Genomic DNA, 25,827 nt, shown 5'->3' with positions numbered 1-25,827 from the left:
TAAAAGCCTGCCATCCAACAGGTGAACAGGAACATGGAAACGACGGAACAGACATGCACGGCCTTTCAGGGCATGCGGAAGATTGCAAGCGGAACGCGTGTCGAGGTGGCGCTGGCGCTGAAGCGCGCGGGGGATACTGGCGAGGCGATCCTCGTCTTCGACGATGCCACGGGGAAACAGGTCGAATTCGACCTGCGCGGCAGCGATGTGGAAATCGCCGCGCGGCTGGACCAAAGTGAGCCGCGCAAGCCGGGGCGGCCGAAGCTCGGCGTTACGGCACGTGAGGTAACGCTGCTGCCGCGGCAGTGGGACTGGCTGAGCGGCCAGCCGGGCGGCGCTTCCGTTACGTTGCGCAAGCTCGTCGATGCGGCACGTAACGAAAATGGCGGGCGCGAAAGGAAGCGACAGGCGCAAGGTGCGGCCGACCGTTTCATGATGGTGATCGCCGGCAACGAGCCGCATTACGAGGAAGCGGCGCGGGCGCTCTATGCCGGCAACGTTCAGCGCTTTACGGATTTGACGGAAGGCTGGCCCGCGGATGTGCGCGACCATGTACGCAGATTGAGCGAACCGGCGTTTGGCTGGGAGGACTGACGAGCGTCCGGTGGACAACTCATACCTTTGTCTAGAACGACAGGATCTGGCACGCTTGTTGCATTTCAAGTTCTGTTAGCCGGCCGGCCGCATCCATTTTAAGCGGCCCTGCCATCGATATTTTGTGTGTTTTCAAGGCGGATCGTTCGCTGCGGCGGGCATCTGCCAGGTCAGGAGTTTCCAATGAAGAAATCGAAGACGCGGGAATTGACCCGCGCGTGCCTGTTTAGTGCGCTGCTTGCCCTATTGATGGGCTGTAACAATGACAGTAGCGCGCCTGAACCCAACCCGGAACCAACCTTTCCCGAAATTAAGACAACGGTAATCGATGACACAAAGGTGCCGAAGGAGCCGGTCGTTGGTGATGTCACAAAGGTTCCAGAAACCGACCCGAAGCCGCCAGTGACGACCGGCGGTGAGCCCAGCCCCATCGAAGGTTTGCTCGATACCGCCGCCAGCAAGGGGGCAAGCCGGTTTATCGAGGTAGCACCGGATACCATTGGTGGGCAGACATTCTGGTCCTCACCGGCCTACGAGTATAATCTTGGCAATTTGGTTGCCGTGGCAAGTGGTGATTCCACCACATTCGGCGATGGGACCACGCTTCTCACACCGATCCATGGCTGGATCCGCTATCCCCGAGACGCGATCAGACCGCCGCTATCAACGACCTTCCCGGTTATTATTCTCTTGCACGGCAACCATAGCGCAGCGGACGCAAGCTACAAAGGCTATGATTATCTTGCTGAACACCTTGCGACACATGGCTACGTCGTGCTGTCGATCGATGCAAATGCAATCAATGGCCTCGGCACTCGGGGGGTTGACCCTTGGGCTGGTGATGCTTCAAGTCAATCACGTGCACAACTGATGCTGGGCACGCTCGACCGTCTTCGCCAAGTCAACGAGCAGGGTCAGATCAATCCGGATGGCACGCCAGGCGCCCTCAATGGTTTGAAAGGCAAGCTGGATTTCTCGCGCATCGGCATCATGGGCCATTCGCGCGGCGGTCAGGGCGTTACAAACACGATCCTGTTCAATATGGTCCGGCGCGGCACAACCGAGCGGGATCTGATCGCAGCCGTCGCCGCAGTCCGGCCTCGATTTTCCGGCTATCCCGATCTTACTGCCGCCATTACTACAGCTGGAAGCGTTGACGAAGCAAAGCTTGCCAGCGCAATCACGAAACATAACATCTTCTTCGCAGCCGGCAGCGGCAATGCAAACGAACCACCGTCCTATCAATTCAAAGGCGCATTCTTGCTGGCGCCCACAGACTTCGGCGGTAGTACGGGTATCTATCACGTACCGCTCGCAGTGCTATTGCCGTCCTGCGATGGAGACATGGCCGAGTTGCAAGGTGCTGTGGCCTACGATCACAATCGTTTTGGCACCGATGAAGATCGCGCGCCGCGCTATCAGATCATGGTCAACGGCGCCAATCACAACGACTACAATACGATCTGGACAAATGATGACTTCCGTTTCGGTAGAGGCCCAGACTTTTGCTTGAGGGACAAAAACAGGACGGACAGCATTCGCCTGAGCGATGAAGATCAGCGTAACACCGGGTTGTTCGTCATAAACTCTTTCATGCGGTATCACGTCGGCGGTGAGAAGATATTTGCCACCTATTGGAATGGTTTGGCCCAGGTGCCCGAGGCGGCCTGCCCCAAGACACACGGGCGATGCGACGAGCGGTTCGTTCTGACCGTGCAAAAGGATGGAGCAAAACGCAAGCTGATCCAGCGGTTTGGATCCGGCAATAGTCTAACAACAAATCTGCTTGACGGAACAATCAATTTGTCCGGTTTCGATGATATAGCCCGCTGCGAAATGCCCGCGGGTGCCTATCGCGAGGGCGCCTGCACGCCCAAACGGCTGTCAGGATTCGAATTCAATGGCGGCGGAGTTAATGGGCTACGTTCCATTGCCGATCATGCGGAGCTTGCCTGGTCGAAACCAAAAACGGATACGCAGCCGGTAGAGCGAGCGATCACCACCGATCTCAAAGATCTCTCTACCAAAGACTTCGACTCCCTGACATTCCGCATCGCCGTCGTGCGTCCGATGGGTCAGGAAGTGTTGGTGAAGTTAACAGATACTGCCGGCAAATCGGCCACCGTGACAGCGAGCAATTTCACCAATGCCCTCTATGCGCCGAGACGCAAAGCAGGAGACGCACCGTTCCCGGAAACCCCGCCTGCGGTAGCTTCGATCGGCCAACCTGATCCTGCCTTGGGAATTTCGGTCACAGCTGTATCGATTGGCCAACCTGATCCCAAAAAAGACATTCCTTTCCTCGATCATATGGCCGACGCACCCTACGCCAACGGGCAGGTGAAGATCCTGATGAACATGGTTGCCATCCCGCTCAAGGCTTTCGAGGGCATCGATCTTGAACACCTCAAGGAACTGAAGCTGGCTTTCCCAAAGGAGAGTGGCAAGGTTGCCATCACCGATATCGAGCTGCAGAACTTCGGGCGTGAACAGCGGTTGGCTGAGATTGCGTTGGCACAGGCCGGGATGCTCGGTGGGGCAAGCGGCGGCATTGCTCTCGGCGGCAATGGGGGACCTCCCAAGTCCGCCTCTGGCAAGCCCGAGGACAAGCTGCTGATTATCAATCATTGAACTATCGCGCCACGCTGCTCACCCTTGGGCGGCGTGGCGCAAAGCAGGGCAATCAGACTATGCAATACGCTAATTTTGTGCCGCATTGATGGAAAGCGTCGACCCGCGCGCGGACGATCTTTACGCTACGCTCGCGTAAACTCCATCACCCAGTTGGTTTCCCAGGTTTCGCCGCCATCCCTGGAAAACGCCTGCGCCCAAAGTGGCGCTTCGGGCGAGGGGGTCCAAAGGAAGCGCACGCGCACCGGCACGCCGTCATCCATATCCTCGCCGTAGAAAACGCCCTTGCCGTTGTCGAAATGGCCGATCACCGGCGGAAACAGCACATTCGCGCGGCTGTCGGCCCAATGCAGCGACCATGATCCATCGCGCGGGTTGAACAGGCGCAGCGTCATCCCGGTAAAGCCCTGCGAGGGCATGTGCATCTCTTCGAAATTCCCCGTGCCTTCGAGAATCTTGCGCACGCTCGACGTGGCGGGGAAGATCTCCCAGTTATCGGAGCCGGCAAAACGTTCCTTCAGACGGAGATTGCGGATGTTCCAGTCGCCGATGAAAAAATCAAAATCGGCTGCGCTGCCAAGGGTGTCGATCGCTCCGTCCATGATGCTGTCCTCCCGTTATTTCATCCCGTTTCGTGGATAGATATAGCGCAGGGCTCCTGACAACCTACTGTCAGGAGGATGTCAGGAAGTGGGGAATTTTTTGGGTGGGTTGATTTTCCGGATGGCATCGCTGCTGTGCGTGGTTCGACGAGCTCACCATGAGGGAAGTGGGTTGGTTGCAGTGGAGGCAAGTAGGGTCGGTGACTAGCGGTGCAGCCAAGTGGAGTCTGTGGCCAGCGGTGCAGTCCTCAATCTCCCTCATGGTGAGCTTGTCGAACCACGCACAGCAGCGATGCCATCCAGTAAATCAACGCCCCCAAAACCACAAGACCTGCAAGAATCCGCAATGCCGGAGCAAGCACCGCTGTACCGGAATAAGGCTGGAGGACTCGAAGGACGATCATCCAGATCCGCTGTTTCCGCTCTGCGGTACCGTCGAGATGGCCGAACGGGCTCGTAGTGGGATCGTCGCGATGTCCCGGATTGTTGCCACGAACCATTGTGCAATGGTTGCGCCAGACGGCAGCTTACATCCGGGTGCGGAAATGCTAGAAGACGAACCATGACAACGAAACCGCGCATCACCATCACCTATTGCACCCAATGCAGCTGGATGCTGCGCGCCGCCTGGATGGGGCAGGAACTGCTGTCCACCTTCGGCGCCGATCTTGGCGAGGTGGCCCTGATCCCCGGCACCGGCGGCATCTTCGAGATCCATGTCAACGGCGATCTCATCTGGGAGCGCAAGCGCGATGGCGGCTTTCCCGAGGCGAAGGTGCTGAAGCAAAAGGTGCGCGATATCGTCTGGCCGGAACGCGATCTCGGCCACTCGGACGGGCATACCGGGGTCCCCGCCAGCGCCGAGCAAAGCGAGAAGCTTAAGGGCGGGGCAGACAAGTGAGCAAGCCCGACCTCACCACAACGAGATTGGACGATGCGGCGCGCGCCGGCTGGCTCTATTATGTCGCCGGCAACACTCAGGATGAGATTGCCGCCAAGCTTGGCATTTCGCGCCAGTCGGCGCAGCGCATGGTGTCGCTCGCCGTGTCGGAAGGGCTGGTCAAGGTCCGGCTTGACCACCCGATCGCCCGCTGTCTCGATCTCGCCGAGCAGTTGAAGCAGCGCTTCGGTCTGAAGATGGCGGAAGTGGTGCCGACCGACCCGGGTTCAACCTCGACGACGCTCGGCGTTGCCGATGCGGCGGCGGCGGAGATGACGCGCTGGCTGAAATCGGAAACGCCGATTGTTCTCGGCATCGGCACGGGCCGCACGCTGAAGGCGGCAATCGAGCTGCTGTCACCGATCGAATGCCCGCAGCACAAGGTGGTGTCGCTGACCGGCAATATCGCGCCGGATGGTTCGGCGGCTTTCTACAACGTTATTTTCAATATTGCCGACAAGATCAAGGCGCGCTCCTTCCCGATGCCGCTGCCGGTCATCGCCTCTTCGCCGGAGGAGCGCGAGCTCCTGCATAGCCAGGCGATGATCCGCCCGGTGCTTGAATTGTCGGCACAGGCGAATGTCGCCTTCCTCGGCATCGGGGACCTGTCGGAGGATGCGCCACTCTTCATCGATGGCTTCATCTCGCGCGAGGAACTTCTGGCGCTCAGGCAGGCTGGCGGGGTCTGCGAAATCGTCGGGCGCGCCTTCGACCGCAACGGCGTGCCGCTCAAGGGCCTGACCAATGACCGCGTCGCCAGCGCGCATATTCCTTCGCGCGACACCGCCATGGTCATCGCCATCGCCAAGGGGCCGAAAAAGCTGCCGGGCATCGAGGCGGCGCTAAAAGGCAGTCTTATCAATGGCTTGATCACCGATGAGGCCACGGCGGAAACCTTGCTCGCGGGCTAAAGCAATTCCAGGAAAATTGGGAACCGGTTTTCCGTCCGGAATTGGGTTAATAGGCAAAAATCCTTCTCAATATTGCAGTGCAGCGACGAATTGCTCTTGACTTGTTTTGCCATTGTGTGAGTATTTGCCCATACCACAAGCAATTGCTCATAACATTCGGGAGGAATGAGATGTTATCAAGAACGCTTCTGCTCGGCGCGGCGTCGGTACTCGCCATGTCGAGTTTCGCGCATGCGGAAACGCTGACCATCGCCACGGTCAACAATGGCGACATGGTCCGCATGCAGAAATTGACCGAAGATTTCACCAAGAAAAATCCGGACATCAAGCTTGAGTGGGTGACGCTCGAAGAAAACGTATTGCGTCAGCGCGTCACGACCGACATCGCCACCAAGGGCGGTCAGTACGATGTCATGACCATCGGCACCTACGAAGTGCCGATCTGGGCCAAGCAGGGCTGGCTCCTGCCGCTCGACGGCCTTGGCGCCGACTATGACAAGTCAGACCTTTTGCCGGCTATCGATGCCGCCGTCTCCGTTGACGGCAAGCTCTATGCCTCGCCGTTCTACGGCGAAAGCGCAATGGTCATGTATCGCAAGGACCTGGCCGAAAAGGCCGGTGTCAAGATTTCCGAAAAGCCGACCTGGGACGAGATCGCCGACGCGGCGAAGAAGATGACGGACAAGTCGACCGAGACCTACGGCATCTGCCTGCGTGGCAAGGCCGGCTGGGGCGAGAACATGGCGCTCCTGACCGCAATGTCGAATTCGTTTGGCGGGCGCTGGTTCGATGAAAAGTGGACCCCGCAGTTCGACCAGCCCGAATGGAAGAAGGCGCTGACCTTCTACGTCGACCTGATGAAGGAAGCGGGCCCTCCCGGAGCTTCGTCCAATGGCTTCAACGAAAATCTCGCGCTGTTCCAGACCGGCAAATGCGGCATCTGGATCGATGCGACGGTGGCTGCGTCCTTCGTGACCAACCCGAAGGATTCCAAGGTTGCCGACAAGGTGGGCTATGCGCTGTTCCCGACAGGCGGCGTCGAAAACCATGGTAACTGGCTGTGGGCCTGGAACCTCGGTATTCCGGCAGGCACCAAGAAGGCGGAAGCTGCGCAGAAGTTCGTCTCCTGGGCAACCGACAAGGCCTATACGGAGCTTGTCGCGAGCAAGGAAGGCTGGGCCAACGTTCCTCCGGGCACACGCAAGTCGCTTTATGCCAACCCTGAATACGAGAAGGCGGCTCCCTTCGCCAAGATTACGCTCGATGCGATGAATGCTGCCAATACCACCAAGCCGACTGTCAAGCCGGTGCCTTATACGGGTGGCCAGTTTGTCGCCATTCCCGAGTTCCAGGGTATCGGCACAGCTGTAGGTCAGCAGTTTTCGGCGGCGCTTGCCGGCTCGATGAAGGTTGATCAGGCATTGCAGAGTGCGCAAGCGCTCACGACTCGCGAGATGACCAAGGGCGGCTACATCAAGTAGAGTCCTCTCAGGCATCCGGACGGTTTCCTGACGCGAATGTCAGGATCCGCCCGGGCCTCCTTCTGCATTCTCGCTTTTTGATGATTGCTGTATTGGAACCCTGACCATGGCTACGCTTCAGACACGTGCAACCGCCCGTCTCATGATGTCGCCCGCCGTCATCCTCCTGTTTTTGTGGATGATCGTGCCGCTTGTCATGACGCTGTATTTTTCGTTCCTGCGCTACAATCTTTTGATGCCGGGAACCGAGGAATTTATCGGCTTTCTCAATTATCAGTACTTTCTTACTGACCCGGCTTTCTTCACCGCTCTTGGCAACACGCTCATGCTGGTCGGCGGCACGCTGCTCATCACAGTCATTGGCGGCGTCCTGCTGGCGCTGGTACTTGACCAGCCATTCTGGGGGCAGGGCATCGTCCGGCTTCTGGTCATCGCGCCGTTCTTCGTCATGCCGACTGTTTCGGCGCTGGTGTGGAAGAATATGCTGATGCATCCCGTAAACGGCCTGTTCGCGTGGATCGCCCGCTCGTTCGGGTTCCAGCCCATCGACTGGTTCGCCCAGCTGCCGCTGTTTTCGATCATTCTCATCGTCGCTTGGCAGTGGCTGCCTTTCGCCACGCTGATCCTGCTGACCGCTTTGCAGTCGCTCGACGGCGAACAGATAGAGGCGGCGGAAATGGATGGTGCCGGGGCGCTCTCTCGGTTTTTCTATCTGGTCCTGCCGCATATGTCGCGCGCCATCACGGTCGTCATCCTCATCCAGACCATCTTCCTGCTCAGCGTCTTCGCCGAAATTCTGGTGACGACCAACGGTGGTCCGGGACTTCAGACGACGAACATCACCTATCTGATTTACGCACAGGCGCTTCTTCAGTTCGACGTAGGCGGCGCTTCGGCCGGCGGTATCGTCGCGGTGATCCTCGCCAACATCGTCGCCTTCTTCCTCATTCGCCTCATCGGCAAGAACCTGGAGAGGTAGAGTCATGGCCCGAGCAGTCACAAATCGCCGCAAATTGACATTCACCATTCTCGGTTGGGCTATCGGCCTGTTGATCTTCTTTCCGATCCTGTGGACGTTCCTGACCAGCTTCAAGACGGAAGGAACGGCGGTGGCGACGCCTCCGCAGTTCTTGTTCTTCGACTGGACCCTGGAAAACTACCACGAGGTGCAAAGCCGATCCGACTATATGAAACACGTCACGAATTCGGTCGTCATCTCGGTCGGCTCGACACTGATAGGTCTGGCTCTCGCCATTCCCGCAGCATGGGCGATGGCGTTCTCGCCAACCAAGCGCACCAAGGACGTGTTGATGTGGATGCTGTCCACCAAGATGATGCCGCCGGTCGGCGTCCTGGTTCCGCTCTACCTGATCTTCCGCGATTGGGGGCTTCTGGACTCGCGTCTTGGCCTTGTAGCGGTCCTGACCATGATCAACCTGCCGATCATTGTTTGGATGCTTTACACGTACTTCAAGGAAATTCCGGGTGAAATCCTCGAAGCGGCGCGCATGGACGGCGCATCGCTGATGAAGGAGATCGTCTATGTGCTGACGCCGATGGCCGTACCGGGGATCGCATCGACCATGCTCCTCAACATTATCCTTGCATGGAACGAGGCGTTCTGGACGCTGAACCTGACAGCCGCGAATGCCGCACCTCTCACCGCCTTCATCGCGTCCTACTCCAGTCCCGAGGGCCTTTTCTGGGCCAAATTGTCGGCCGCATCCACCATGGCGATTGCACCGATCCTGATCATGGGATGGTTTTCGCAAAAGCAGCTGGTACGGGGCCTGACCTTCGGCGCTGTGAAATAAGGGGGAAATATTATGGGAAGCATTACACTCGAAAAAGTATCGAAATCATTTGGAACCACAGCGGTGATTCCGGAAATCGACCTTGAAATCGTTGATGGTGAATTCGTTGTCTTCGTCGGTCCCTCGGGCTGTGGCAAGTCCACACTCTTGCGGATGATCGCGGGACTTGAAGATTTGAGCGGTGGCCGCATCATCATCGATGGCAAGGATATGTCGAGCGAGGCGCCCGCCAAGCGCGGCCTCTCCATGGTATTCCAGTCCTACGCGCTTTATCCTCATATGAGCGTCTACGGCAACATCGCGTTTCCCCTGAAGATGGATGGCCAGGACAAGGCTGCGATCGACAAGAAGGTCAAGGACGCGGCGCATATCCTCAATCTCACCAACTATCTCGATCGCCGGCCCGGACAACTATCCGGCGGTCAGCGCCAGCGTGTCGCAATCGGCCGTGCAATCGTGCGCCAACCCAAGGCGTTTCTCTTCGACGAACCGCTATCCAATCTCGACGCTGCGCTGCGCGGCAACATGCGGCTGGAGATAAGTGATCTGCATCACCAGCTGAAAACGACGATGATTTACGTCACCCACGATCAGGTCGAGGCGATGACCATGGCCGACAAGATCGTCGTCCTGAATGCCGGACGCATTGAGCAGGTCGGATCGCCACTCGACCTCTACCGCAGCCCGCGGAACGTTTTCGTTGCCGGGTTCATCGGCTCGCCGCGCATGAACCTCGTCGAGGGACAGGAAGCCGCGAAACAAAATGCGGTCACACTCGGCGTGCGGCCGGAACATGTCCGTATCTCGAAGACCGAGGGCGCCTGGAAGGGCACTGTAGGCGTGACGGAACATCTCGGCTCCGACACCTTCATCCACGTACAGGTCGACGGCGTCGGCAAGATCACCGTGCGGACCGATGGCGATTTCAGCACCGATTTCGGCCAGCAGGTCTACCTGACACCAGAGCCCGCGCGCCTGCATCGCTTCGATGCGAACGGCCAGGCAATTTAGAGGTTAGCTCGAATTATGCTCATAACTGGCGTATCAGGCACATTTCACCCCACCCCGGTCCTTCGGTCCGACCCTCCCCATCAAGGGGAGGGTGAAGAGGGTCGTGGCATCTTCCACCGCCCCCTTGATGGGGGAGGTCGCAGCGAAGCTGCGGGTGGGGGTGAATATGGAAAGACAGGCAATTTGAAATGAACAGACTGGCAGGCAAGACGGCATTTATCACTGGCTCGGCGCGGGGCATCGGCCGAACGTTCGCGGAGGCTTACATACGCGAAGGCGCCGCGCATGTGGTGATCGCCGATATCAATCTGGAGCGTGCGCAGGAGACCGCCAGGGAACTTGGCAGCCAGGCGCACGCCGTCCGCCTTGATGTTACGGATCAGGCGTCTATTGATGCTGCGGTCAAGGAAACAATCGACAAGTTTGGCGGCGTCGATGTGCTGATCAACAATGCCGCTCTGTTCGATCTGGCACCGATCGTCGAAATCAGTCGCGAGAGCTATGAAAAGCTGTTCGCGGTCAATTTCTCCGGCACGCTGTTCACCTTGCAAGCTGTCGCCAAGGCGATGATCGCACGCGGCAAGGGCGGCAAGATCATCAACATGGCAAGTCAGGCGGGACGTCGCGGCGAGCCACTGGTGGCGATTTACTGCGCCACGAAGGCGGCCGTCATCAGCCTGACCCAGTCCGCCGGCCTGAACCTTATCGAACATGGCATCAACGTGAACGCGATTGCTCCGGGTGTGGTCGACGGCGAGCACTGGGAAGGCGTCGATGCGCTCTTTGCCAAGTATGAAAACAGGCCGCGCGGCGAGAAGAAACGCCTCGTCGGTGAAGCCGTGCCCTATGGCCGCATGGGCACCGCCGAAGATCTGACTGGCATGGCGATTTTCCTCGCAAGCAGCGAGAGCGATTACATCGTCGCGCAGACCTACAATGTCGACGGCGGCAATTGGATGAGCTGACGTTTCAGCGGCGCTGAACGGTGCACGCAACCTATAAGAATAGAAGGGTTAGGCCCGATGACTGTAAAACTTTCGAAAGCCGCGCTGCAAAAGCTGCCGGAGAATGTCGGCGTTCCGGGCTATAGCCAGTCCGACCTCAAGGCCGGGATCGTTCACTTCGGCATCGGGAATTTCCACCGTGCACATCAGGCCGTCTATCTCGATGCGTTGTTCAAGGCGGGGACAGATCACGAATGGGGTCTTGTCGGTGCAGGTGTGCTTGCCTCCGATGAGGTCATGCGGCAGAAGCTCAAGGAGCAGGATTGGCTGACCACGGTCGTCGAACAGGACAGCGGACACCGGGTCGCGCATGTCACGTCGTCGATGATCGATTATCTGCAACCTGGAGACAGCGCCAACACCATCGCCCGACTTGCGGATCCCGAAATCCGTATCGTTTCGATGACCATCACCGAGGGCGGTTATTTCATCGATCCGGCTTCGGGTGTTTTCAACCCCCAGCATCCCGCCATCGTGGCCGATGCAGCCGACATCGCAAATCCGAAGACCGTGTTTGGCCTGATCCTCGCCGGCCTCATTCGCCGCCGCAACGAAGGCACCGCGCCGTTCACGGTCATGTCCTGCGATAATATTCCAGGCAATGGCCACGTAACCAGCGATGCCGTCAGCGGTCTGGCCACCCTTGTGGATGCGAATCTCGCCGAATGGATCAGGCAAAACGTTGCGTTCCCAAACAGCATGGTTGATCGCATCACGCCTGCGACGACCGATCGCGAACGCAACCTCTTGGCCACGGATTTCGGCATAGACGACAATTGGCCGGTCTTCTGCGAGCCATTCAAGCAATGGGTGCTGGAGGATCATTTCCCGACAGGCCGGCCAGCGCTTGAAAAGGTTGGTGTTACCTTCGTCAAGGACGTCGCACCCTATGAGCTGATGAAAATCCGCATTCTCAATGGTGGTCACGCGGCGATTGCCTATCCCGCAGCTTTGATGGATATTCATTTTGTCCACGAGGCCATGGAAGAACCGTTGATTCGCGAATTCTTGACCAAACTTGAGCGGGAGGAGATCATTCCGGTCCTGCCGCCCGTTCCCGACATGCCGTTCGAGGACTATTTCGACCTCATCGTACGGCGTTTCTCCAATCCGAAGATCGGCGATACGATCCAGCGCCTCTGCCAGGATGGCTCCAATCGCCAGCCGAAGTTCATTCTGCCGACGACTGCCGACCGGCTGAAAGCGGGCAAGAGCGTCACCGGCCTGTCGCTGGTTTCAGCACTTTGGTGCCGCTTCTGTGCAGGGACGACCGATACAGGCAAGCCGACGAACTATCTTGACGCCAGTGCTGAACGCTTGAAAGTTGAAGCCTTGAAGGCCAAGGACGATCCGAAAGCATTCCTCGCGATGACCGATATTTTCGGAGAGGTCGGCACATCGCCGATTTTCGCCGAATCGTTCTCGCGAATCCTCCGGACGCTCTGGGACAAGGGCGCTCGCGACACCCTCAGGCTTTACCTGGATGACAAGCTTTGACGACAGCGAAACCAGATCTGGTGATATTCGACTGCGACGGTGTTCTCGTCGATAGCGAACCGATTTCCATCGCCGTCCTGCTCGAGATGATCGCCAAGAATGGCACTGTGATGTCGGAGGATGACGCCTATGACCGCTTCCTCGGGCGCAGCATGACGACGATCAGCAAGGTCCTGCATGAAGATTACGGTTTCGCCGCAAGCGAGGCAGATCTCGACGAGATGCGGGCCAATCTGTTCGCTCGCTTTGAGCTTGATCTGCAGCCGATACCGGGTATAGCCGAGACTCTGCGCAAACTTGATGTGCCGCGCTGCGTGGCCTCATCAAGCCAGCCCGATCGCATTCGCCTGTCATTGAAGTTGACGGGATTGCTCGACCTTCTGGATCCGCATATTTTCAGTGCCACCATGGTCAAACATGGCAAGCCCGCACCGGATCTTTTTCTGCTGGCTGCGAAAACGATGAAGGTCGAACCAAAGGACTGCCTCGTGATCGAGGATAGCCCGGCAGGAATCGAGGCGGCCAAGAGCGCCGGCATGCGGGTCTTTGCTTTCACAGGCGGTACGCACTCGCGCGGCGGACGGCTTGAGGCTGCACTTGCGTCCCGCAATCCAGACCGTATATTCAGCGACATGTTGGAGTTGCCGGGCTTGCTCACGCAGGTCACACCGAAAGTTCGTTGATGCCGGAATTTGTCTGCGCGGTAGATGTCGGGACAGGGAGCGCGCGTGCGGGCATTCTTGATGCCAGCGGAAAACTCCTTGGTCGCGTCGAACATCCAATCCTGATGAATCAGCCGCTTGCGGGTCATGCAGAGCATGATTCTGAAGACATATGGAAGTCTGTCTGTATCGCCGTACAGGGCGCCGTCGCCGCCTCCAGGGTCGATCCTTCTCATGTCGTTGGCATAAGTTTTGACGCCACCTGTTCCCTCGTTGTCCGGGACGGGGACGGCAGGCCGCTCACTGTCTCGACTTCCGACGAGAAACGTTGGGATACAATCGTCTGGCTCGATCACCGCGCGCTCGACGAGGCGGATGAATGCACGGCGACCGGCCACAAAGTGCTGAGCTATCTTGGCGGCGTCATGTCGCCGGAAATGCAGACCCCGAAGCTGATGTGGCTGAAACGGCATTTGCCGGAGACATGGAACAAAGCCGGCTATTTCTTCGACCTTGCAGATTATCTGAGCTGGAGAGCATCGGGTTCGCTCGCTCGTTCGCAATGCACGTTGACCTGCAAATGGACGTACCTTGCGCATGAGCTGGAGGGCTGGCAGCCGGACTACCTTGAAACCATCGGCCTCGAAGATCTGGTCGAACGCGGCAATCTGCCCGACCGTGCCAGTCCCGTGGGGGCAGATGTCGGGCGATTGACGCCCGAAGCTGCCAAGGCGCTCGGACTGACCACTTCCTGCCACGTCGGAGCGGGGTTGATCGATGCCTATGCTGGCGCGCTCGGCGTACTCGGCGGCTTTGCCGGCGATCTGTCGCAAATCGATCGCCACCTTGCGCTGATCGCCGGTACATCGAGCTGCCTCATGGCGCTCTCGCCGGAGCCGATTTCCTTCAGCGGCGGCTGGGGGCCGTATTATGGCGTTGCTCTGCCGGATTGCTGGCTCAGCGAAGGCGGCCAGTCCGTGACCGGAGCGTTGCTGGACCATATCACCCGCTGGCATGGAGCCGTCGGTGATCCAAATGCTGCCGTACACAGGAAAATCACCGAACGCATCATGGAACTGCGCGAAAGCGAAGGGCCGGATCTCGCCAGCCGCCTGCACGTTCTTCCGGATTTTCATGGCAACCGCTCACCGCTCGCTGATCCGCACGCGGTGGGTGTGATCAGCGGTCTGACACTCGATGCATCTTTCGACAGCCTGTGCCGCCTCTACTGGCGCACCTGCGTCGGGATTGCGCTGGGTGTCCGGCACATTCTCGATGCGCTCAACGACAAGGGCTATGCCATCGACACGATGCATGTGACAGGCGGTCATACCAAAAGCCCTTTGCTGATGGAGCTCTATGCCGACGCTACCGGCTGCACGGTGATCACGTCGGCGGCCGAAGACGCCGTACTGCTCGGCACGGCCATGGTGGCTGCGACGGCAGCCGGTCTCTATCCCGACTTGCCTGCTGCTTGTTTGGCCATGAAACAGGGTGGCCGATCGCGCCAGCCTGACCCGACCGCCCGGGCTCGCCTCGATCGCGACTATCGTATTTTTCTTGAAATGCACGCCCAGCGCAAAGTGCTGGATTCGCTGCAGTAATTATTGAGGAAGGTTGCATTGCGATTGTGCGTGGTTCGACGGGGCTCACCATGAGGGAGGTAGTAGTTTTGCAACGATAATCGCATATGTTGCAATTTCTTGATCTCCCTACTGCAAACAACCCACCTCCCTCATGGTGAGCCCCATCCTGAGCTTGTCGAAGGGCGAATCACGCACAATAATCATGCAGCGCATGGATTAGTGTGCTTCATCCCAATTATGCGCCGCACGCGCATCGACCTGCAGCGGCACTGACAGCGACACTGCAGGCATGGCGGCATTTTCCATCACATGACGAATGACCGGAATAGTCGCTTCGACCTCTTCCTCGGCAGTCTCGAAGATCAATTCGTCATGCACTTGCAGCAGCATGCGCGCCGAGAGCTTGGCTTCATTCAAGGCGGGTTCCATTCGTACCATGGCGCGGCGAATGATGTCGGCCGCTGAGCCCTGGATCGGCGCATTGATGGCGGCACGCTCGTTGAATGCCCTGTGTGTCGGGTTGGACGAACGTATCTCCGGATAGTGCGCGCGCCGGCCGAAGATCGTCTCGACATAGCCATGCTGGCGGGCGAAGGCTTTCGTCGCTTCCATGTAGTCCTTGATTCCCGGGAAACGATCGAAATAGGTGCGGATATATTGGCCGGCCTCCTCGCGCGGAATGGACAGCTGATTGGCGAGACCGAATGCCGAAATGCCATAGATGATGCCGAAATTGATCGCCTTGGCGCGGCGGCGCACCTCCGACGGCATATCCTTCACCGGCACGCCAAACATTTCGGAGGCAGTCATGGCGTGGATGTCGATGCCATCGGCAAAAGCTTGCGTCAGTTGCGGAATTTCGGCGACATGCGCAAGGACCCGCAATTCGATCTGGCTGTAATCGGCGGAAATCAGCTTGTTTCCCGGCTCGGCAATAAAGGCGGTGCGGATCTTGCGGCCCTCGCTCGTGCGTACCGGAATGTTCTGCAGGTTCGGCTCGGACGATGAAAGGCGGCCTGTGGAGGTTGCCGCCATGGCGTATGAGGTGTGCACGCGCTTGGTCCGGGGGTTGATATAGCCGGGCAGGGCGTCGGTATAGGTCGATTTGAGCTTCGTCAGCTGGCGCCAGTCGACGATCTTGCGTGGCAGCTCGTGTCCCTCCGCAGCAAGATCTTCAAGGAGTTGGGCCGATGTGGACCATTGCCCGGTCTTCGTCTTGGAACCACCTGGCAAGCCCATCTTGCCAAACAGGATATCGCCCATCTGTTTCGGTGAGCCGATATTGATCTTCTCGCCAGCAAGCCGGTAAATCTCTTCTTCGATCGCTGCGGCGGATTGGGCAAGGTCGCCCGACAGGCGCGAAAGTATCTGCCGGTCGACGGAAATGCCGCGCTCTTCCATGCGCGCGAGCACAGGTATAAGCGGCCGCTCCAGCCGCTCATACACCGACACCAGCCCGTCGGCGACGAGACGAGGCTTTAGCAAACGCCAGAGCTGCAAGGTGACATCGGCATCTTCCGCCGCATATTCCGTTGCCCGCTCGATGGAAACCTTGTCGAAGGTGACCGAAGACTTGCCCGAGCCGATCAACTCCTTATGGGCGAGAGGCTTGTGGCCCAGCCAGCGATCGCAAAGACTGTCCATGCTGTGACTGCCTTCACCGGCATCGAGCACATAGGAGATAAGCATCGTATCGTCGAGTGGATGAAGATCGATGCCGTAGCGGTGCATGACCAGCCACTCATATTTCATGCTGTGCGCTATCTTGAGGACCGACGCGTCTTCGAGCAGCGGCTTCAGCATGCGAAACACTTCGCGCTCGGGTATCTGGTGCTCGACCAGCCCACCGCCGAGAAGATCGCCGTCGCCGGATACATGATTGATCGGGATATAGGCGGCACGTCCCGGCCGCGTCGCCAGCGATAGTCCAACGACTTCGGTCTGCATAGGGTCTGCGGAGGTGGTTTCCGTGTCGAAGGCGATGACACCCGATGCCATCGCTTCGTCGATCCAGACCTGCAGTGCAGCAACATCCCGAATGGTCGCATAGGAATTGCGATCGATCTTGGCGGCAAGTGCCTGGTCGGTGCGGGCCTTCACCAGGCCCGCCGGTGTCCCCTCCACATTGCCAAAAGCCGGCTTGGCGCCGTTCGATGCGGATGAAGCCGGTTTTGGCGGGCTGGGGAGATCGTCTTCGGATGCCACATCGAGGTCCGGGCCGTGCGCCTCTGCAACCGCCTGGATGAGCACGTTTGCCGGTTCGATCTCGCTGGCCTCGACGCCTGTTGCCTCTGCCGCGCGCCGCGTCAGCGCATTGAACTCCATTGCCTTGAGAAACGCGACGAGCTTGGGGCCGTTCTGGGGTTCAAGGCTAAAATCCTCGATGCCGACGTCGACCGGAGTGTCTGTCTTCAAAGTGACCAACTGGCGCGAGATGCGGGCCTGTTCCGCATACTGGATGATATTCTCGCGCCGCTTTTGCTGCTTGATCTCGCCGGCCCTTGCAAGCAGCGTATCGAGATCACCGAATTCCTCCAGCAATTGCGCCGCCGTTTTCGGTCCGATGCCCGGAATTCCCGGCACATTATCGGTTGAATCTCCGGTCATCGCCTGCAGGTCGATCATCTTCTCGGGCGGCACGCCCCATTTCTCTATGACGTCGGGGATGCGGATCTGCTTGTCCTTCATGCTGTCGTACATCGTCACCATCGGCGTGACGAGCTGCATCAGATCCTTGTCTGAAGAGATGATGGTGACCTCCGCGCCTGCCGCTTCGGCCTGGCGGGCATAGGTGGCGATCAGATCGTCCGCCTCGTAGCCGTCTTTTTCGATGCAGGGCAGATTGAAAGCCTTGGTTGCCTGGCGAATAAGGCCGAACTGCGGAATGAGATCCTCCGGCGGTGCCGAGCGGTTTGCCTTGTAGTCCGGATAGATTTCCTTGCGGAATGTATGCGACGAATAATCGAAGATCACGGCAAAGTGTGTGGGCGTATCGCGGACGGACGTGTCGCGCGCTTCCCGCAGCAGCTTCCACAGCATGTTGCAGAAACCTGACACAGCGCCAACCGGCAAACCGTCGGATTTGCGGGTCAGGGGAGGTAGTGCGTGATAGGCTCTGAAGATATAACCGGAACCGTCGACGAGGAAGAGATGATCACCTTTTTTCATGGCGCCTACGATTAAATGATGATCGGGAAAAAGGAAATGCGGTGTCTTTCGGTTTCGAGGAAACTACCCTTGGAAACATAATCATCCTGACATTTGCGCATCACACCTTTGTTACAAATATGTAATCTCTTGTGCCCTTGAATTGCCACGGTTTGCCCCCCAAATCCATACTTGTCGACGTTAGATCGATGTCCGGTTTATAAGGCTCGTCCCCCGCCTAACACCGGACTTGCGGCCAGCCTCATCCCCCTCTCCAGGGTTGACCGCAAAGTGAGTGTAGTGATCTGGTCGCCTGTGGTCCCCCCGCCACGGCGGCCATTTCTTTTGTGGCGTTGTCGTAAGCCAGCGGCAAAAAAGAGCCGCCCTTCCGTTGTCCGTTGTTCGACAAGCTCACCATGAGGGAAGTCGTGGGTTACAAGGAGCCAGGTTCCGCAATGGCGGCGATTATCGTGCAGTCCGCCAATCTCCCTCGTGGTGAGCTTGTCGAACCACGCTTGGTGTTTCATGCGGCAATTTTATTGTGGCTGAACAAAACTTGCTCGGCATATTGGTACTTTTTTGTGCTCCTCCCGGCAAAATGCGCTAAGAAGAACTCCCTTCACGAATTCCGGCCCAGAATCAGGAAATAGCATGTCAGCTCTCGAACCTGTGTTGAATACGCTCGATAATAATTTGGACAAAAGTCTGGAGCGACTTTTCGATCTCCTGAAAATCAAGTCGATCTCGACGGATCCCGCCTTCAAATCCGAGTGCCGCAGGGCAGCCGAATGGCTGGCTGCTGATCTGAAGTCGATCGGCTTTGAAGCCAGCGTTCGCGACACACCGGGTCATCCCATGGTCGTTGGTCATCATGAAGGCCCAGGCGCCGACGCTCCCCATGTATTGTTCTATGGTCATTACGACGTGCAGCCGGTCGATCCGCTCAATCTGTGGGATCACGATCCTTTCGAACCGGCGATCAAGGACGTCGGCAATGGCCGCAAGATCCTGACGGGTCGCGGCACATCCGATGACAAGGGCCAGCTGATGACGTTCGTCGAAGCTTGCCGCGCCTACAAGCAGGTGCATGGCAAGTTGCCGGTCAAGATTTCCATTCTCTTCGAAGGCGAAGAGGAATCAGGCTCCCCTTCGTTGAAGCCGTTTCTCGACGCTCACCGGGACGAATTGAAGGCGGATTTTGCTCTCGTCTGCGACACGGGCATGTGGGACGGAGAGACACCCGCTATCTCGGTTGGTCTGCGCGGTCTTGTCGGCGAAGAAATCGTCATCAAGGCTGCGGATCGTGATCTTCATTCCGGCATGTTCGGCGGTGCTGCCGCCAACCCCATCCGCATCCTCACCAAGATTCTTGCCGATATTCACGACGAGAATGGCGCGGTAACCATTCCAGGCTTCTATGACGGCGTTGAGGAAACGCCGACGCAGATCCTGCAGATGTGGAAGGGGCTCGATGCTACGCCGGAGAATTTCCTGGGGCCAGTCGGCCTTTCGATACCATCCGGAGAAAAGGGCCGTTCGCTCCTTGAACTGATCTGGGCGCGCCCGACAGCCGAATTCAATGGCATCACCGGCGGCTATACGGGGCAGGGCTTCAAGACGGTGATCGCGGCCGAAGCCTCTGCTAAAGTGTCGTTTCGGCTTGTGCACAAGCAGGATCCGGCGAAAATCCGCGAAGCTTTTCGTGCTTTCGTACGCGAACGTGTTCCCGCCGATTGCTCGGTCGAGTTCCATGAACACGGTGCATCTCCCGCAATCCAGCTTTCCTACGAATCGCCACTGCTCAGCAAGGCGAAGAATGCTTTGAGCGACGAGTGGCCGAAGCCTGCCGTTTTGATCGCCATGGGCGGATCAATTCCGATCGTCGGGGATTTTCAGCGTATGCTCGGCATGGAATCGCTGCTCGTTGGTTTCGGTTTGGAAGATGACCGCATCCACTCTCCGAATGAAAAATACGAACTGACCTCCTTCCACAAGGGTCAGCGCTCCTGGGCGCGCATTCTCGACGCTTTGGCAATTCCAGGACAAGTGTGAAACGGTTTTCCGTTTGGAAGTTCGCGGACAAAAAATAGAAGTGACAGGAAACGACAATGACCATCCGCTTTCACCGCAATGATCTGCCCGATCTCACGAACTATCAGGTCGATGCCGTTGCCATCGACACCGAAACGCTCGGGCTCAATCCGCACCGCGACCGGCTCTGCGTGGTGCAGATATCTCCGGGCAATGGTTCGGCGGATGTGATCCAGATCGACAAGGGTCAGACGGCGGCGCCCAATCTCGTCAAATTGCTTGGCGATGACGCCATCACCAAGATCTTTCATTTCGGACGGTTTGACCTCGCGGTGCTTTTCCACGCTTTCGGGGTCATGCCGAGGCCGGTGTTCTGCACGAAGATCGCCTCGCGTCTGGTGCGTACATACACCGACCGCCATGGTCTGAAGGATATCTGCAGCGAGCTTTTGGAAGTCAATCTCTCCAAGCAGCAGCAATCATCGGATTGGGGGGCGCCCGATCTGTCGCAGGCGCAGCTTGAATATGCCGCTTCAGACGTACTCTATCTGCACCGTTTGCGCACGATCCTGCAGCAACGGCTCATTCGCGATGGGCGTTCGGAGGAAGCGGCCGCTTGCTTCGAGTTCCTGCCAACCCGCTCCAGGCTTGATCTGATGGGATGGGACGAGCAGGATATCTTTGCGCATAGCTAGGCCGTGTTGACAAAGTGGTGTCGGGCGCATCTTCCAAATGGGTCTATAAGAAATAGTTGCCTATACGGAACTTAAAAAACTATTCGTTTGGCATAATCGAGACGAGCGGCTTACCAGAGAGGCTTGTATGTCGGCGCTGTCCTCTCCTTCGCCGCGTTTATAGCTGCCATTGATTGGTGGCATCGGCGATATCAAAAATTCAAAGCTACACCGGACGGAGAACGATTCGTCCGCAACGTCAGGCGGGTCCGCCTCGTTCTCACACTTTGCATGACTGGGGCGGTCTCTGGTGGCTCTGGAACGTAATCGAACTGTAGGACCTGAGCGGGACAAGCCCTATAATTTATCTGGCTTTCCCTTTTGCCATCGGGCGGCCCGATAACTAGACTTATCGGGCCGGCACTTACAGGAAATGAGTTGCCTTGGACGACAAGTGGTCAGGTCAAATCACCTGACCACCTGATACCTCGATCCGCTGCGCGGTAACCCATCGATTGTCATTACCTAACAGGCCTGCAACCATCGGCCCGATATCGTCTGGCACCCCCACTCGGCCAAGTGCCGTCATACTTGCGAATTGGGCGTTTACGTCGGCATTATCCCGGACAAGTCCGCCACCGAAATCGGTCTCTATAGCCCCTGGAGCGACGGTGTTTACCGTGATTCCGCGACTACCCAACTCACGAGCCATATAAACGGTCAGAATCTCAATCGCTCCTTTCGCGGCGGCATATGCAGAAAAACCTGGATAAGAGACCCGGGTCAAGCCGGAGGAGAAGTTCACGATCCGACCCCCATCGGCGATAAGAGGCAAAAGAGTCTGTACGAGGAAGAAGACTCCTTTGACATGGACATCGAATAGCCCATCGAACTGGCTCTCGGTGGTCTCGCCGATCATGGCGAATTCGCCATGGCCAGCGTTGTTGATCAGATGATCGAACGTGTCGCGGTCCCAGGTCTGTAGCAGTGCGGCGCGCAAGGTGTCCGCAAAAACGGGGAAGCTGTCGATTCTGGCGATGTCGAGTTGTAGCGCGATGGCCCTGCGACCTAGAGCCTCGATCTCGGCCACCACTTCACGAGCCTGAACGTCGTTGCCGCGATAGGTAATGATTACGTCCCCGCCAAGTCTGGCGATGCTGATGGCCGTGTTTCGTCCGAGGCCGCGGTTTGCGCCTGTTACGAGAGAGATGCTGGTCATAGTAGTTTCCTTTCATCAAAAGTGATGTCGGGAAGATGGAGTAAATGCTGCGTCTTGTGTTGCCCGTTCCTCGCGCTACTTTGCCTGATCCTACAAATGTAGCGTTGATCATACTCGCTGTCGTGCGGAAAACGTCGAATTACCTTGCTTGATCCCAGATATCTCCTTGCCTGAAGCTACGACAAAGTCCATTCTTATGGCATGACAGGAAACCTGCTGGATCTTGTGCGGCGATACGCCGACGATCATGCCGACCATTTCGGCGCTGCTCCGACTCCCATTCCCGGGATGGCCGCGATACGCGCGATTCAGACAGACGAATTGCAAGTCGCTGTCAACAAACCGCTGGTGGCCATACTGCTGCAAGGCAGGAAACGCGTTTCGATGGGGGCCGACAGTTTCGAATTCGGGCCAGGCGAGTCGCTGTTGATCTCGGCAGACGTTCCCACGGTCAGCCAGATCATACAAGCAAGCCCCGCTGCGCCGTACTATTCGCTGGTGCTTGAACTCGACCCAGCCTTGGTGCGAGAACTTTCAGTCGAGATCGCGGCCATTCCCGATGGGGACGACAGCCCCGTGCGGATCGAACCAACAGATGAAGATGTTTCCGATGCGGCACTGCGCTTGATGCGGCTTTTGGACCGACCCGCAGCGCTGCCGATGCTGGGAAAACAACTTCTTCGCGAAATCCATTTCTGGCTGCTGACAGGTAAGCATGGCACGGCAATTCGCCGTCTCGGCATCACTGACAGCCACGCACAACGCGTCGCGCGCGCCGTCTCAATGATCAGACAGTATTATGCCAGACCTATGCGCGTAGAAGAGTTAGCTGCTGCGGCGGGCATGAGTACCTCATCGTTCCACCAACATTTTCGCGAAATCACCACTCTATCGCCATTGCAGTTCCAAAAGCACTTGCGCCTGATCGAGGCACGCAGACGGATGCTGGCAGATGGCATGAGCATAAGCTCAGCGGCGTTTGCCGTTGGTTACGAAAGCGTACAGCAGTTCACCCGCGAATACGGCCGTTTGTTTGGTAGCCCCCCAGCGCGCGACATGCGGCATACAGAGATGAGCGCGTAGGATTGGCGTGTAAGAGGCGGCAGCGGCAAGAGGTCGGAGAAGCGTTTTAATAATCCGCCACTCGGCATCTGTCTCCGCGAGCCAAAGCTACCTCCTAAAAGGCAGCCTTGAATCATACCGAAGCTGATTTGGGAATCCACTTTGTCAACACAACTAGTCTATGATTTACACCATTTTGCAGGCCGTCGTGGCGTGAATATCACTCGGCTGAAGCCAGCGCGCCCCGTGGCGCAGGGGCGCGATCGATATGGGCCCATTGCGGCCGTCTGAACAGAAACTGGCCGTAGCCGCTCCACTGGATCAGCCAATAGAGAACGACCGGACCGATCACGCCGCAGATGACGGTCAGAAGCGAGATCGTGCCGATATCGGTAATGATTCCGCTCTTCAGGAGAACGGTGCGAGCCAGCGCCATCGGCAAAAAGAACGCGAGGTAGACGACGATCGAATGCGCGCCAAGCCAGCGCAATGGTTTCACGATAGCGTCCCACGATTGCGCCATATGGGCAATCAGCGCGGAAACAGACACGATCGCCAGCGCTCCGGCGCCTCCGGCTGCGAGTGAGATCAGCGGCACGTTAGCCCATCCGCCAAGCCCGCCCGACGTATAGGCTTCCGGGGGTATCCAGGCAGCGAAGGCCTCGGATGCGGGCGTGAACACCAGCCAACCATTGATCAGTGCCCATACGCCGAGGATGAGGAGGGCGGTAACGGGCCGCTGCCTCAGCCATTCGGCCAGGCGGAATATCGCCGGTGCAAATGCATAGCCGGCGAAGAAATAGACGAAACGGCTGCAAAATTCATCGATCACCAGCCAGCCCGTATGGATCGGCAATGTTTCGAGCCCGGCAGCGATCAGCAGGACGAGCCAGAGGTTGGCGCCTTTCACGAGGCGCGTGACAACAAAGAAAACCGGCAGAAGATAGATGAACCACAACGTGCCGAATGGCTGGATGAAAGCCAGCAAATAGGCGGATACCGCGCCCCCTGGACCGCTCTCCGCCACTATGCCTGGCGCCTTGAACAGGAACTGGATGGTCAGCCAGAGCACGTAGAAATAGGCGAAGTGCACGATTTTGCGATCGGCATAGCGCAGCCACGAGCGGTCGATGACAAGGCCGAGAAACAGACCCGAGATCATGAAGAAATCCGGCATGCGGAAAGGCTGGGCGAAAGCGACGACAGGATGCATCCAGCCACGCGCACCGGCTTCGTTCTCGACGCCGAGCACCGAATGCATCATCACGACAAAGATGATGCAGATACCCTTGGCGATATCGACCCAGTCGACGCGTGCCTTTTCACCCGTGCTCATAACATTGTGTACCCCAGAACCCATTTCCCTTTGATACGCGAAAATTGAGAAGGGAAAGTAAAATTCGGGTGATACCCAGTCGAAATCGAAGAAACAAAAAAGCCGGGCAGAAGCCCGGCGAATTGTGAACGCTAAAGCGTCCAGAGGGGAACACGCAACGAGTGAAAAAATGGGAGGAGAACCACTCGTTACGCAAGGATTAAAGTAGAACTACCCGGGCAAGTTTTCAAGGGCCGCAAAATAATATTTTACGCGCGCGATGATTTTTATACGGAATCCCGGATATCAGTGCGCTTATTGGCTGGGAACAGAGAATTCCTGCAGGTCCTTGCAAACGCCATGTCCGCGCAGCTGACAGCCGCCGAGGCGATATTGCGCTTCCGCGTCAGGGCTTGGATTGAGCCGCTGGAACGCGCCACCGCCACAACCGCTCAAAATCACCACCAAACCAGCAAAAACGACAAAACGCATAGTTTACTCCGTGAGGTTGTATCTGACACCCTGGCGTTCAGGGCTCCGCGCGGCGGCGCGTAAACCAGCGGATGCTGCCGAGGACAGCCATCGCAAGCAGTGGCCAAGCGGCCCAGAAAGTGCCGTGCCAGGAAAGCAGATTGATGCAGGTGAGGGCAAGACCGACTATCGTGAGAACCGTCAGAACCTGATCAACCTGTCGGTTGGTGCGCATCCACGACAGTGCAGCCACGGTTGCTATAGCGAGGATTGGCCATGGCGCCCAGAACTCGCCGTCCCACGACAGCAAATTGACGACGACGATTCCGGCTGAGATTGCGCCTAATACGCCGTAGTTGCGCCACTTTGGTGTCATGGAGCCCGGGTCGTAGGTGGTACTGGGTCCCATGTTTTTTCATCGGCTGTGCCCCTGACTGAAATGGGGTCCTGTTGCGCAGAACGGGCAGGATCTTCTCCGATCCTGACGGCGTAGCTGAGCACACCACCTTCGATGTTCTTGACGGGCAGCTGTCCCAAGCAATCGAAACCCACCGCAACCTTGTTGCGCACGTGGTCGTACACCGTGTTGGATATGACGATGCCGCCAGCCGACGCAGATGCCTGCAGGCGTGCAGCCACGTTCACACCGTCGCCGTAGATATCGTCTCCTTCGGCGATAACATCGCCAAGATTGATGCCGATACGAAACAACATGCGTGTGTCGTCGGGGCGGTCGGCGTTGTAGCCCGCAAGCTCGTTCTGCACATCGAGCGCTGCGCGCAGCGCCTCGACCACGCTGGCGAATTCAGCGATCAGTCCATCGCCCCAGGTGTTGACGACCCTGCCACCATGGATTTCGATCAACCGGGACATTGCGTCGCGGTATTTTCTCAGGGTGTCGAGGGTTCCTTCCTCATCCGTACGCATCAAGCGTGTATAGTCCTGGACATCTCCGGAGAAGATCGTCGTCAGCTTGCGCCGCGTTCCGGCCATGGCGGTGTACTCTCCCAGCTCGATACATGCAGGGGGCTGCAGGGGCACCCGCAGTCGTACCGAACATTATATGCTGGAGCCGTATGTGTGAAGAGTTAGTCCTGCTCGAAGCGCATCAATTCCGGCTGAGAGGGGGTCCATAGTTCCAATGCCTTGATCCTTAACATTAATTAACTGAAGCG

Annotated in this window: 21 protein-coding genes and 1 pseudogene; 15 read left to right on the top strand and 7 right to left on the bottom strand. The window is 57.8% G+C overall.

What is annotated here, in order from left to right:
• Positions 1-33 precede the first annotated feature (33 nt).
• Both N8E88_RS16190 and N8E88_RS16185 read left to right on the top strand, forming a co-directional pair.
• Positions 34-594 (top strand): DUF2239 family protein, encoded by a 561-nt coding sequence (locus N8E88_RS16190; RefSeq protein WP_262294569.1) that lies wholly within the window; start codon positions 34-36, stop codon positions 592-594.
• 183 nt (positions 595-777) lie between these two features.
• A complete protein-coding gene (locus N8E88_RS16185; RefSeq protein WP_262294568.1) occupies positions 778-3,225 on the top strand; it encodes an alpha/beta hydrolase family protein in 2,448 nt (815 codons plus the stop codon).
• A gap of 125 nt (positions 3,226-3,350) precedes the next feature.
• Here N8E88_RS16185 and N8E88_RS16180 read toward each other — a convergent pair whose 3' ends face one another.
• Both N8E88_RS16180 and N8E88_RS16175 read right to left on the bottom strand, forming a co-directional pair.
• On the bottom strand, positions 3,351-3,827 hold the full coding sequence (locus N8E88_RS16180; protein ID WP_262294567.1) for a hypothetical protein: 477 nt from the start codon (positions 3,825-3,827) through the stop codon (positions 3,351-3,353).
• Between the two features lie 248 nt (positions 3,828-4,075).
• On the bottom strand, positions 4,076-4,327 hold the full coding sequence (locus N8E88_RS16175) for a hypothetical protein (RefSeq protein ID WP_262294566.1): 252 nt from the start codon (positions 4,325-4,327) through the stop codon (positions 4,076-4,078).
• Positions 4,328-4,389: 62 nt separating this feature from the next.
• Between N8E88_RS16175 and N8E88_RS16170 the strand changes: the two genes are divergently transcribed.
• The 10 genes from N8E88_RS16170 (at position 4,390) to N8E88_RS16125 (ending at position 14,751) form a co-directional block, all read left to right on the top strand.
• The gene (locus N8E88_RS16170) at positions 4,390-4,728 is read left to right on the top strand and encodes an Rdx family protein (RefSeq protein WP_262294565.1); all 339 of its coding nucleotides are present in this window, start codon (positions 4,390-4,392) and stop codon (positions 4,726-4,728) included.
• Positions 4,725-5,678, top strand: coding sequence for a sugar-binding transcriptional regulator (locus N8E88_RS16165; protein WP_262294564.1), 954 nt, complete (start codon positions 4,725-4,727; stop codon positions 5,676-5,678). The genes N8E88_RS16170 and N8E88_RS16165 overlap by 4 nt, the downstream gene beginning before the upstream one ends.
• A gap of 170 nt (positions 5,679-5,848) precedes the next feature.
• Entirely contained in the window at positions 5,849-7,159 is a 1,311-nt protein-coding gene (locus N8E88_RS16160; RefSeq protein ID WP_262294563.1) for an ABC transporter substrate-binding protein, read from the top strand.
• Between the two features lie 106 nt (positions 7,160-7,265).
• On the top strand, positions 7,266-8,138 hold the full coding sequence (locus tag N8E88_RS16155) for a carbohydrate ABC transporter permease (RefSeq protein ID WP_112525590.1): 873 nt from the start codon (positions 7,266-7,268) through the stop codon (positions 8,136-8,138).
• A 4-nt stretch (positions 8,139-8,142) separates the two neighbouring features.
• The gene (locus N8E88_RS16150) at positions 8,143-8,973 is read left to right on the top strand and encodes a carbohydrate ABC transporter permease (protein WP_262294562.1); all 831 of its coding nucleotides are present in this window, start codon (positions 8,143-8,145) and stop codon (positions 8,971-8,973) included.
• Positions 8,974-8,985: 12 nt separating this feature from the next.
• Positions 8,986-9,984, top strand: coding sequence for an ABC transporter ATP-binding protein (locus N8E88_RS16145; RefSeq protein ID WP_262294561.1), 999 nt, complete (start codon positions 8,986-8,988; stop codon positions 9,982-9,984).
• Positions 9,985-10,172: 188 nt separating this feature from the next.
• Complete coding sequence (locus N8E88_RS16140; protein WP_262294560.1) at positions 10,173-10,949, top strand: L-iditol 2-dehydrogenase; 777 nt, start codon at positions 10,173-10,175, stop codon at positions 10,947-10,949.
• A 57-nt stretch (positions 10,950-11,006) separates the two neighbouring features.
• The gene (locus N8E88_RS16135; RefSeq protein WP_262294559.1) at positions 11,007-12,485 is read left to right on the top strand and encodes a mannitol dehydrogenase family protein; all 1,479 of its coding nucleotides are present in this window, start codon (positions 11,007-11,009) and stop codon (positions 12,483-12,485) included.
• Complete coding sequence (locus tag N8E88_RS16130) at positions 12,482-13,168, top strand: HAD family hydrolase (protein ID WP_262294558.1); 687 nt, start codon at positions 12,482-12,484, stop codon at positions 13,166-13,168. Before N8E88_RS16135 ends, N8E88_RS16130 begins: the two co-directional genes overlap by 4 nt.
• On the top strand, positions 13,168-14,751 hold the full coding sequence (locus N8E88_RS16125; RefSeq protein WP_262294557.1) for an FGGY-family carbohydrate kinase: 1,584 nt from the start codon (positions 13,168-13,170) through the stop codon (positions 14,749-14,751). Before N8E88_RS16130 ends, N8E88_RS16125 begins: the two co-directional genes overlap by 1 nt.
• A gap of 198 nt (positions 14,752-14,949) precedes the next feature.
• Here N8E88_RS16125 and polA read toward each other — a convergent pair whose 3' ends face one another.
• Positions 14,950-17,901 carry a DNA polymerase I gene (gene polA, locus N8E88_RS16120; protein ID WP_262294556.1) on the bottom strand — a complete coding sequence of 984 codons (2,952 nt, stop codon included), beginning with the start codon at positions 17,899-17,901 and terminating at the stop codon, positions 14,950-14,952.
• Positions 17,902-18,531: 630 nt separating this feature from the next.
• Between polA and N8E88_RS16115 the strand changes: the two genes are divergently transcribed.
• Positions 18,532-19,932, top strand: coding sequence for a M20/M25/M40 family metallo-hydrolase (locus tag N8E88_RS16115; protein ID WP_262294555.1), 1,401 nt, complete (start codon positions 18,532-18,534; stop codon positions 19,930-19,932).
• 56 nt (positions 19,933-19,988) lie between these two features.
• Entirely contained in the window at positions 19,989-20,606 is a 618-nt protein-coding gene (locus N8E88_RS16110; protein ID WP_262294554.1) for a ribonuclease D, read from the top strand.
• Positions 20,607-21,048: 442 nt separating this feature from the next.
• Here the strand turns inward: N8E88_RS16110 and N8E88_RS16105 are convergent, their stop codons facing one another.
• Complete coding sequence (locus N8E88_RS16105; RefSeq protein WP_262294553.1) at positions 21,049-21,804, bottom strand: SDR family NAD(P)-dependent oxidoreductase; 756 nt, start codon at positions 21,802-21,804, stop codon at positions 21,049-21,051.
• Between the two features lie 201 nt (positions 21,805-22,005).
• On the opposite strand from N8E88_RS16105, the gene N8E88_RS16100 reads away from it, so the two are divergent.
• Positions 22,006-22,887: an AraC family transcriptional regulator gene (locus N8E88_RS16100; RefSeq protein ID WP_262294552.1), complete on the top strand. Its 882-nt coding sequence runs from the start codon at positions 22,006-22,008 to the stop codon at positions 22,885-22,887.
• A gap of 199 nt (positions 22,888-23,086) precedes the next feature.
• Here the strand turns inward: N8E88_RS16100 and N8E88_RS16095 are convergent, their stop codons facing one another.
• From N8E88_RS16095 to N8E88_RS16080, 3 genes and pseudogenes are all read right to left on the bottom strand, one after another.
• Positions 23,087-24,202 (bottom strand): acyltransferase family protein, encoded by a 1,116-nt coding sequence (locus N8E88_RS16095; protein WP_262294551.1) that lies wholly within the window; start codon positions 24,200-24,202, stop codon positions 23,087-23,089.
• Positions 24,203-24,496: 294 nt separating this feature from the next.
• Positions 24,497-24,673, bottom strand: coding sequence for a hypothetical protein (locus N8E88_RS16090; RefSeq protein ID WP_262294550.1), 177 nt, complete (start codon positions 24,671-24,673; stop codon positions 24,497-24,499).
• A gap of 37 nt (positions 24,674-24,710) precedes the next feature.
• Positions 24,711-25,645, bottom strand: a pseudogene (locus tag N8E88_RS16080) (adenylate/guanylate cyclase domain-containing protein).
• Positions 25,646-25,827 lie beyond the last annotated feature (182 nt).

Origin of the sequence: Phyllobacterium zundukense (genome assembly GCF_025452195.1) — a bacterium.
Taxonomy (GTDB): domain Bacteria; phylum Pseudomonadota; class Alphaproteobacteria; order Rhizobiales; family Rhizobiaceae; genus Phyllobacterium; species Phyllobacterium zundukense_A.
Note: the sequence above shows the minus strand (reverse complement) of the source record. Positions and strands in the feature narration are given on the sequence as shown.

What these genes read in the sequence shown, in the direction of transcription:
- N8E88_RS16190 (WP_262294569.1), top strand. Translation starts at nt 34, where the DNA reads ATGGAAACGACGGAACAGACATGCACGGCCTTTCAGGGCATGCGGAAG.
- N8E88_RS16185 (WP_262294568.1), top strand. Translation starts at nt 778, where the DNA reads ATGAAGAAATCGAAGACGCGGGAATTGACCCGCGCGTGCCTGTTTAGT.
- N8E88_RS16180 (WP_262294567.1), bottom strand. Translation starts at nt 3,827, where the DNA reads ATGGACGGAGCGATCGACACCCTTGGCAGCGCAGCCGATTTTGATTTT.
- N8E88_RS16175 (WP_262294566.1), bottom strand. Translation starts at nt 4,327, where the DNA reads ATGGTTCGTGGCAACAATCCGGGACATCGCGACGATCCCACTACGAGC.
- N8E88_RS16170 (WP_262294565.1), top strand. Translation starts at nt 4,390, where the DNA reads ATGACAACGAAACCGCGCATCACCATCACCTATTGCACCCAATGCAGC.
- N8E88_RS16160 (WP_262294563.1), top strand. Translation starts at nt 5,849, where the DNA reads ATGTTATCAAGAACGCTTCTGCTCGGCGCGGCGTCGGTACTCGCCATG.
- N8E88_RS16155 (WP_112525590.1), top strand. Translation starts at nt 7,266, where the DNA reads ATGGCTACGCTTCAGACACGTGCAACCGCCCGTCTCATGATGTCGCCC.
- N8E88_RS16150 (WP_262294562.1), top strand. Translation starts at nt 8,143, where the DNA reads ATGGCCCGAGCAGTCACAAATCGCCGCAAATTGACATTCACCATTCTC.
- N8E88_RS16145 (WP_262294561.1), top strand. Translation starts at nt 8,986, where the DNA reads ATGGGAAGCATTACACTCGAAAAAGTATCGAAATCATTTGGAACCACA.
- N8E88_RS16140 (WP_262294560.1), top strand. Translation starts at nt 10,173, where the DNA reads ATGAACAGACTGGCAGGCAAGACGGCATTTATCACTGGCTCGGCGCGG.
- N8E88_RS16135 (WP_262294559.1), top strand. Translation starts at nt 11,007, where the DNA reads ATGACTGTAAAACTTTCGAAAGCCGCGCTGCAAAAGCTGCCGGAGAAT.
- N8E88_RS16125 (WP_262294557.1), top strand. Translation starts at nt 13,168, where the DNA reads ATGCCGGAATTTGTCTGCGCGGTAGATGTCGGGACAGGGAGCGCGCGT.
- polA (WP_262294556.1), bottom strand. Translation starts at nt 17,901, where the DNA reads ATGAAAAAAGGTGATCATCTCTTCCTCGTCGACGGTTCCGGTTATATC.
- N8E88_RS16115 (WP_262294555.1), top strand. Translation starts at nt 18,532, where the DNA reads ATGTCAGCTCTCGAACCTGTGTTGAATACGCTCGATAATAATTTGGAC.
- N8E88_RS16110 (WP_262294554.1), top strand. Translation starts at nt 19,989, where the DNA reads ATGACCATCCGCTTTCACCGCAATGATCTGCCCGATCTCACGAACTAT.
- N8E88_RS16105 (WP_262294553.1), bottom strand. Translation starts at nt 21,804, where the DNA reads ATGACCAGCATCTCTCTCGTAACAGGCGCAAACCGCGGCCTCGGACGA.
- N8E88_RS16100 (WP_262294552.1), top strand. Translation starts at nt 22,006, where the DNA reads ATGACAGGAAACCTGCTGGATCTTGTGCGGCGATACGCCGACGATCAT.
- N8E88_RS16095 (WP_262294551.1), bottom strand. Translation starts at nt 24,202, where the DNA reads ATGAGCACGGGTGAAAAGGCACGCGTCGACTGGGTCGATATCGCCAAG.
- N8E88_RS16090 (WP_262294550.1), bottom strand. Translation starts at nt 24,673, where the DNA reads ATGCGTTTTGTCGTTTTTGCTGGTTTGGTGGTGATTTTGAGCGGTTGT.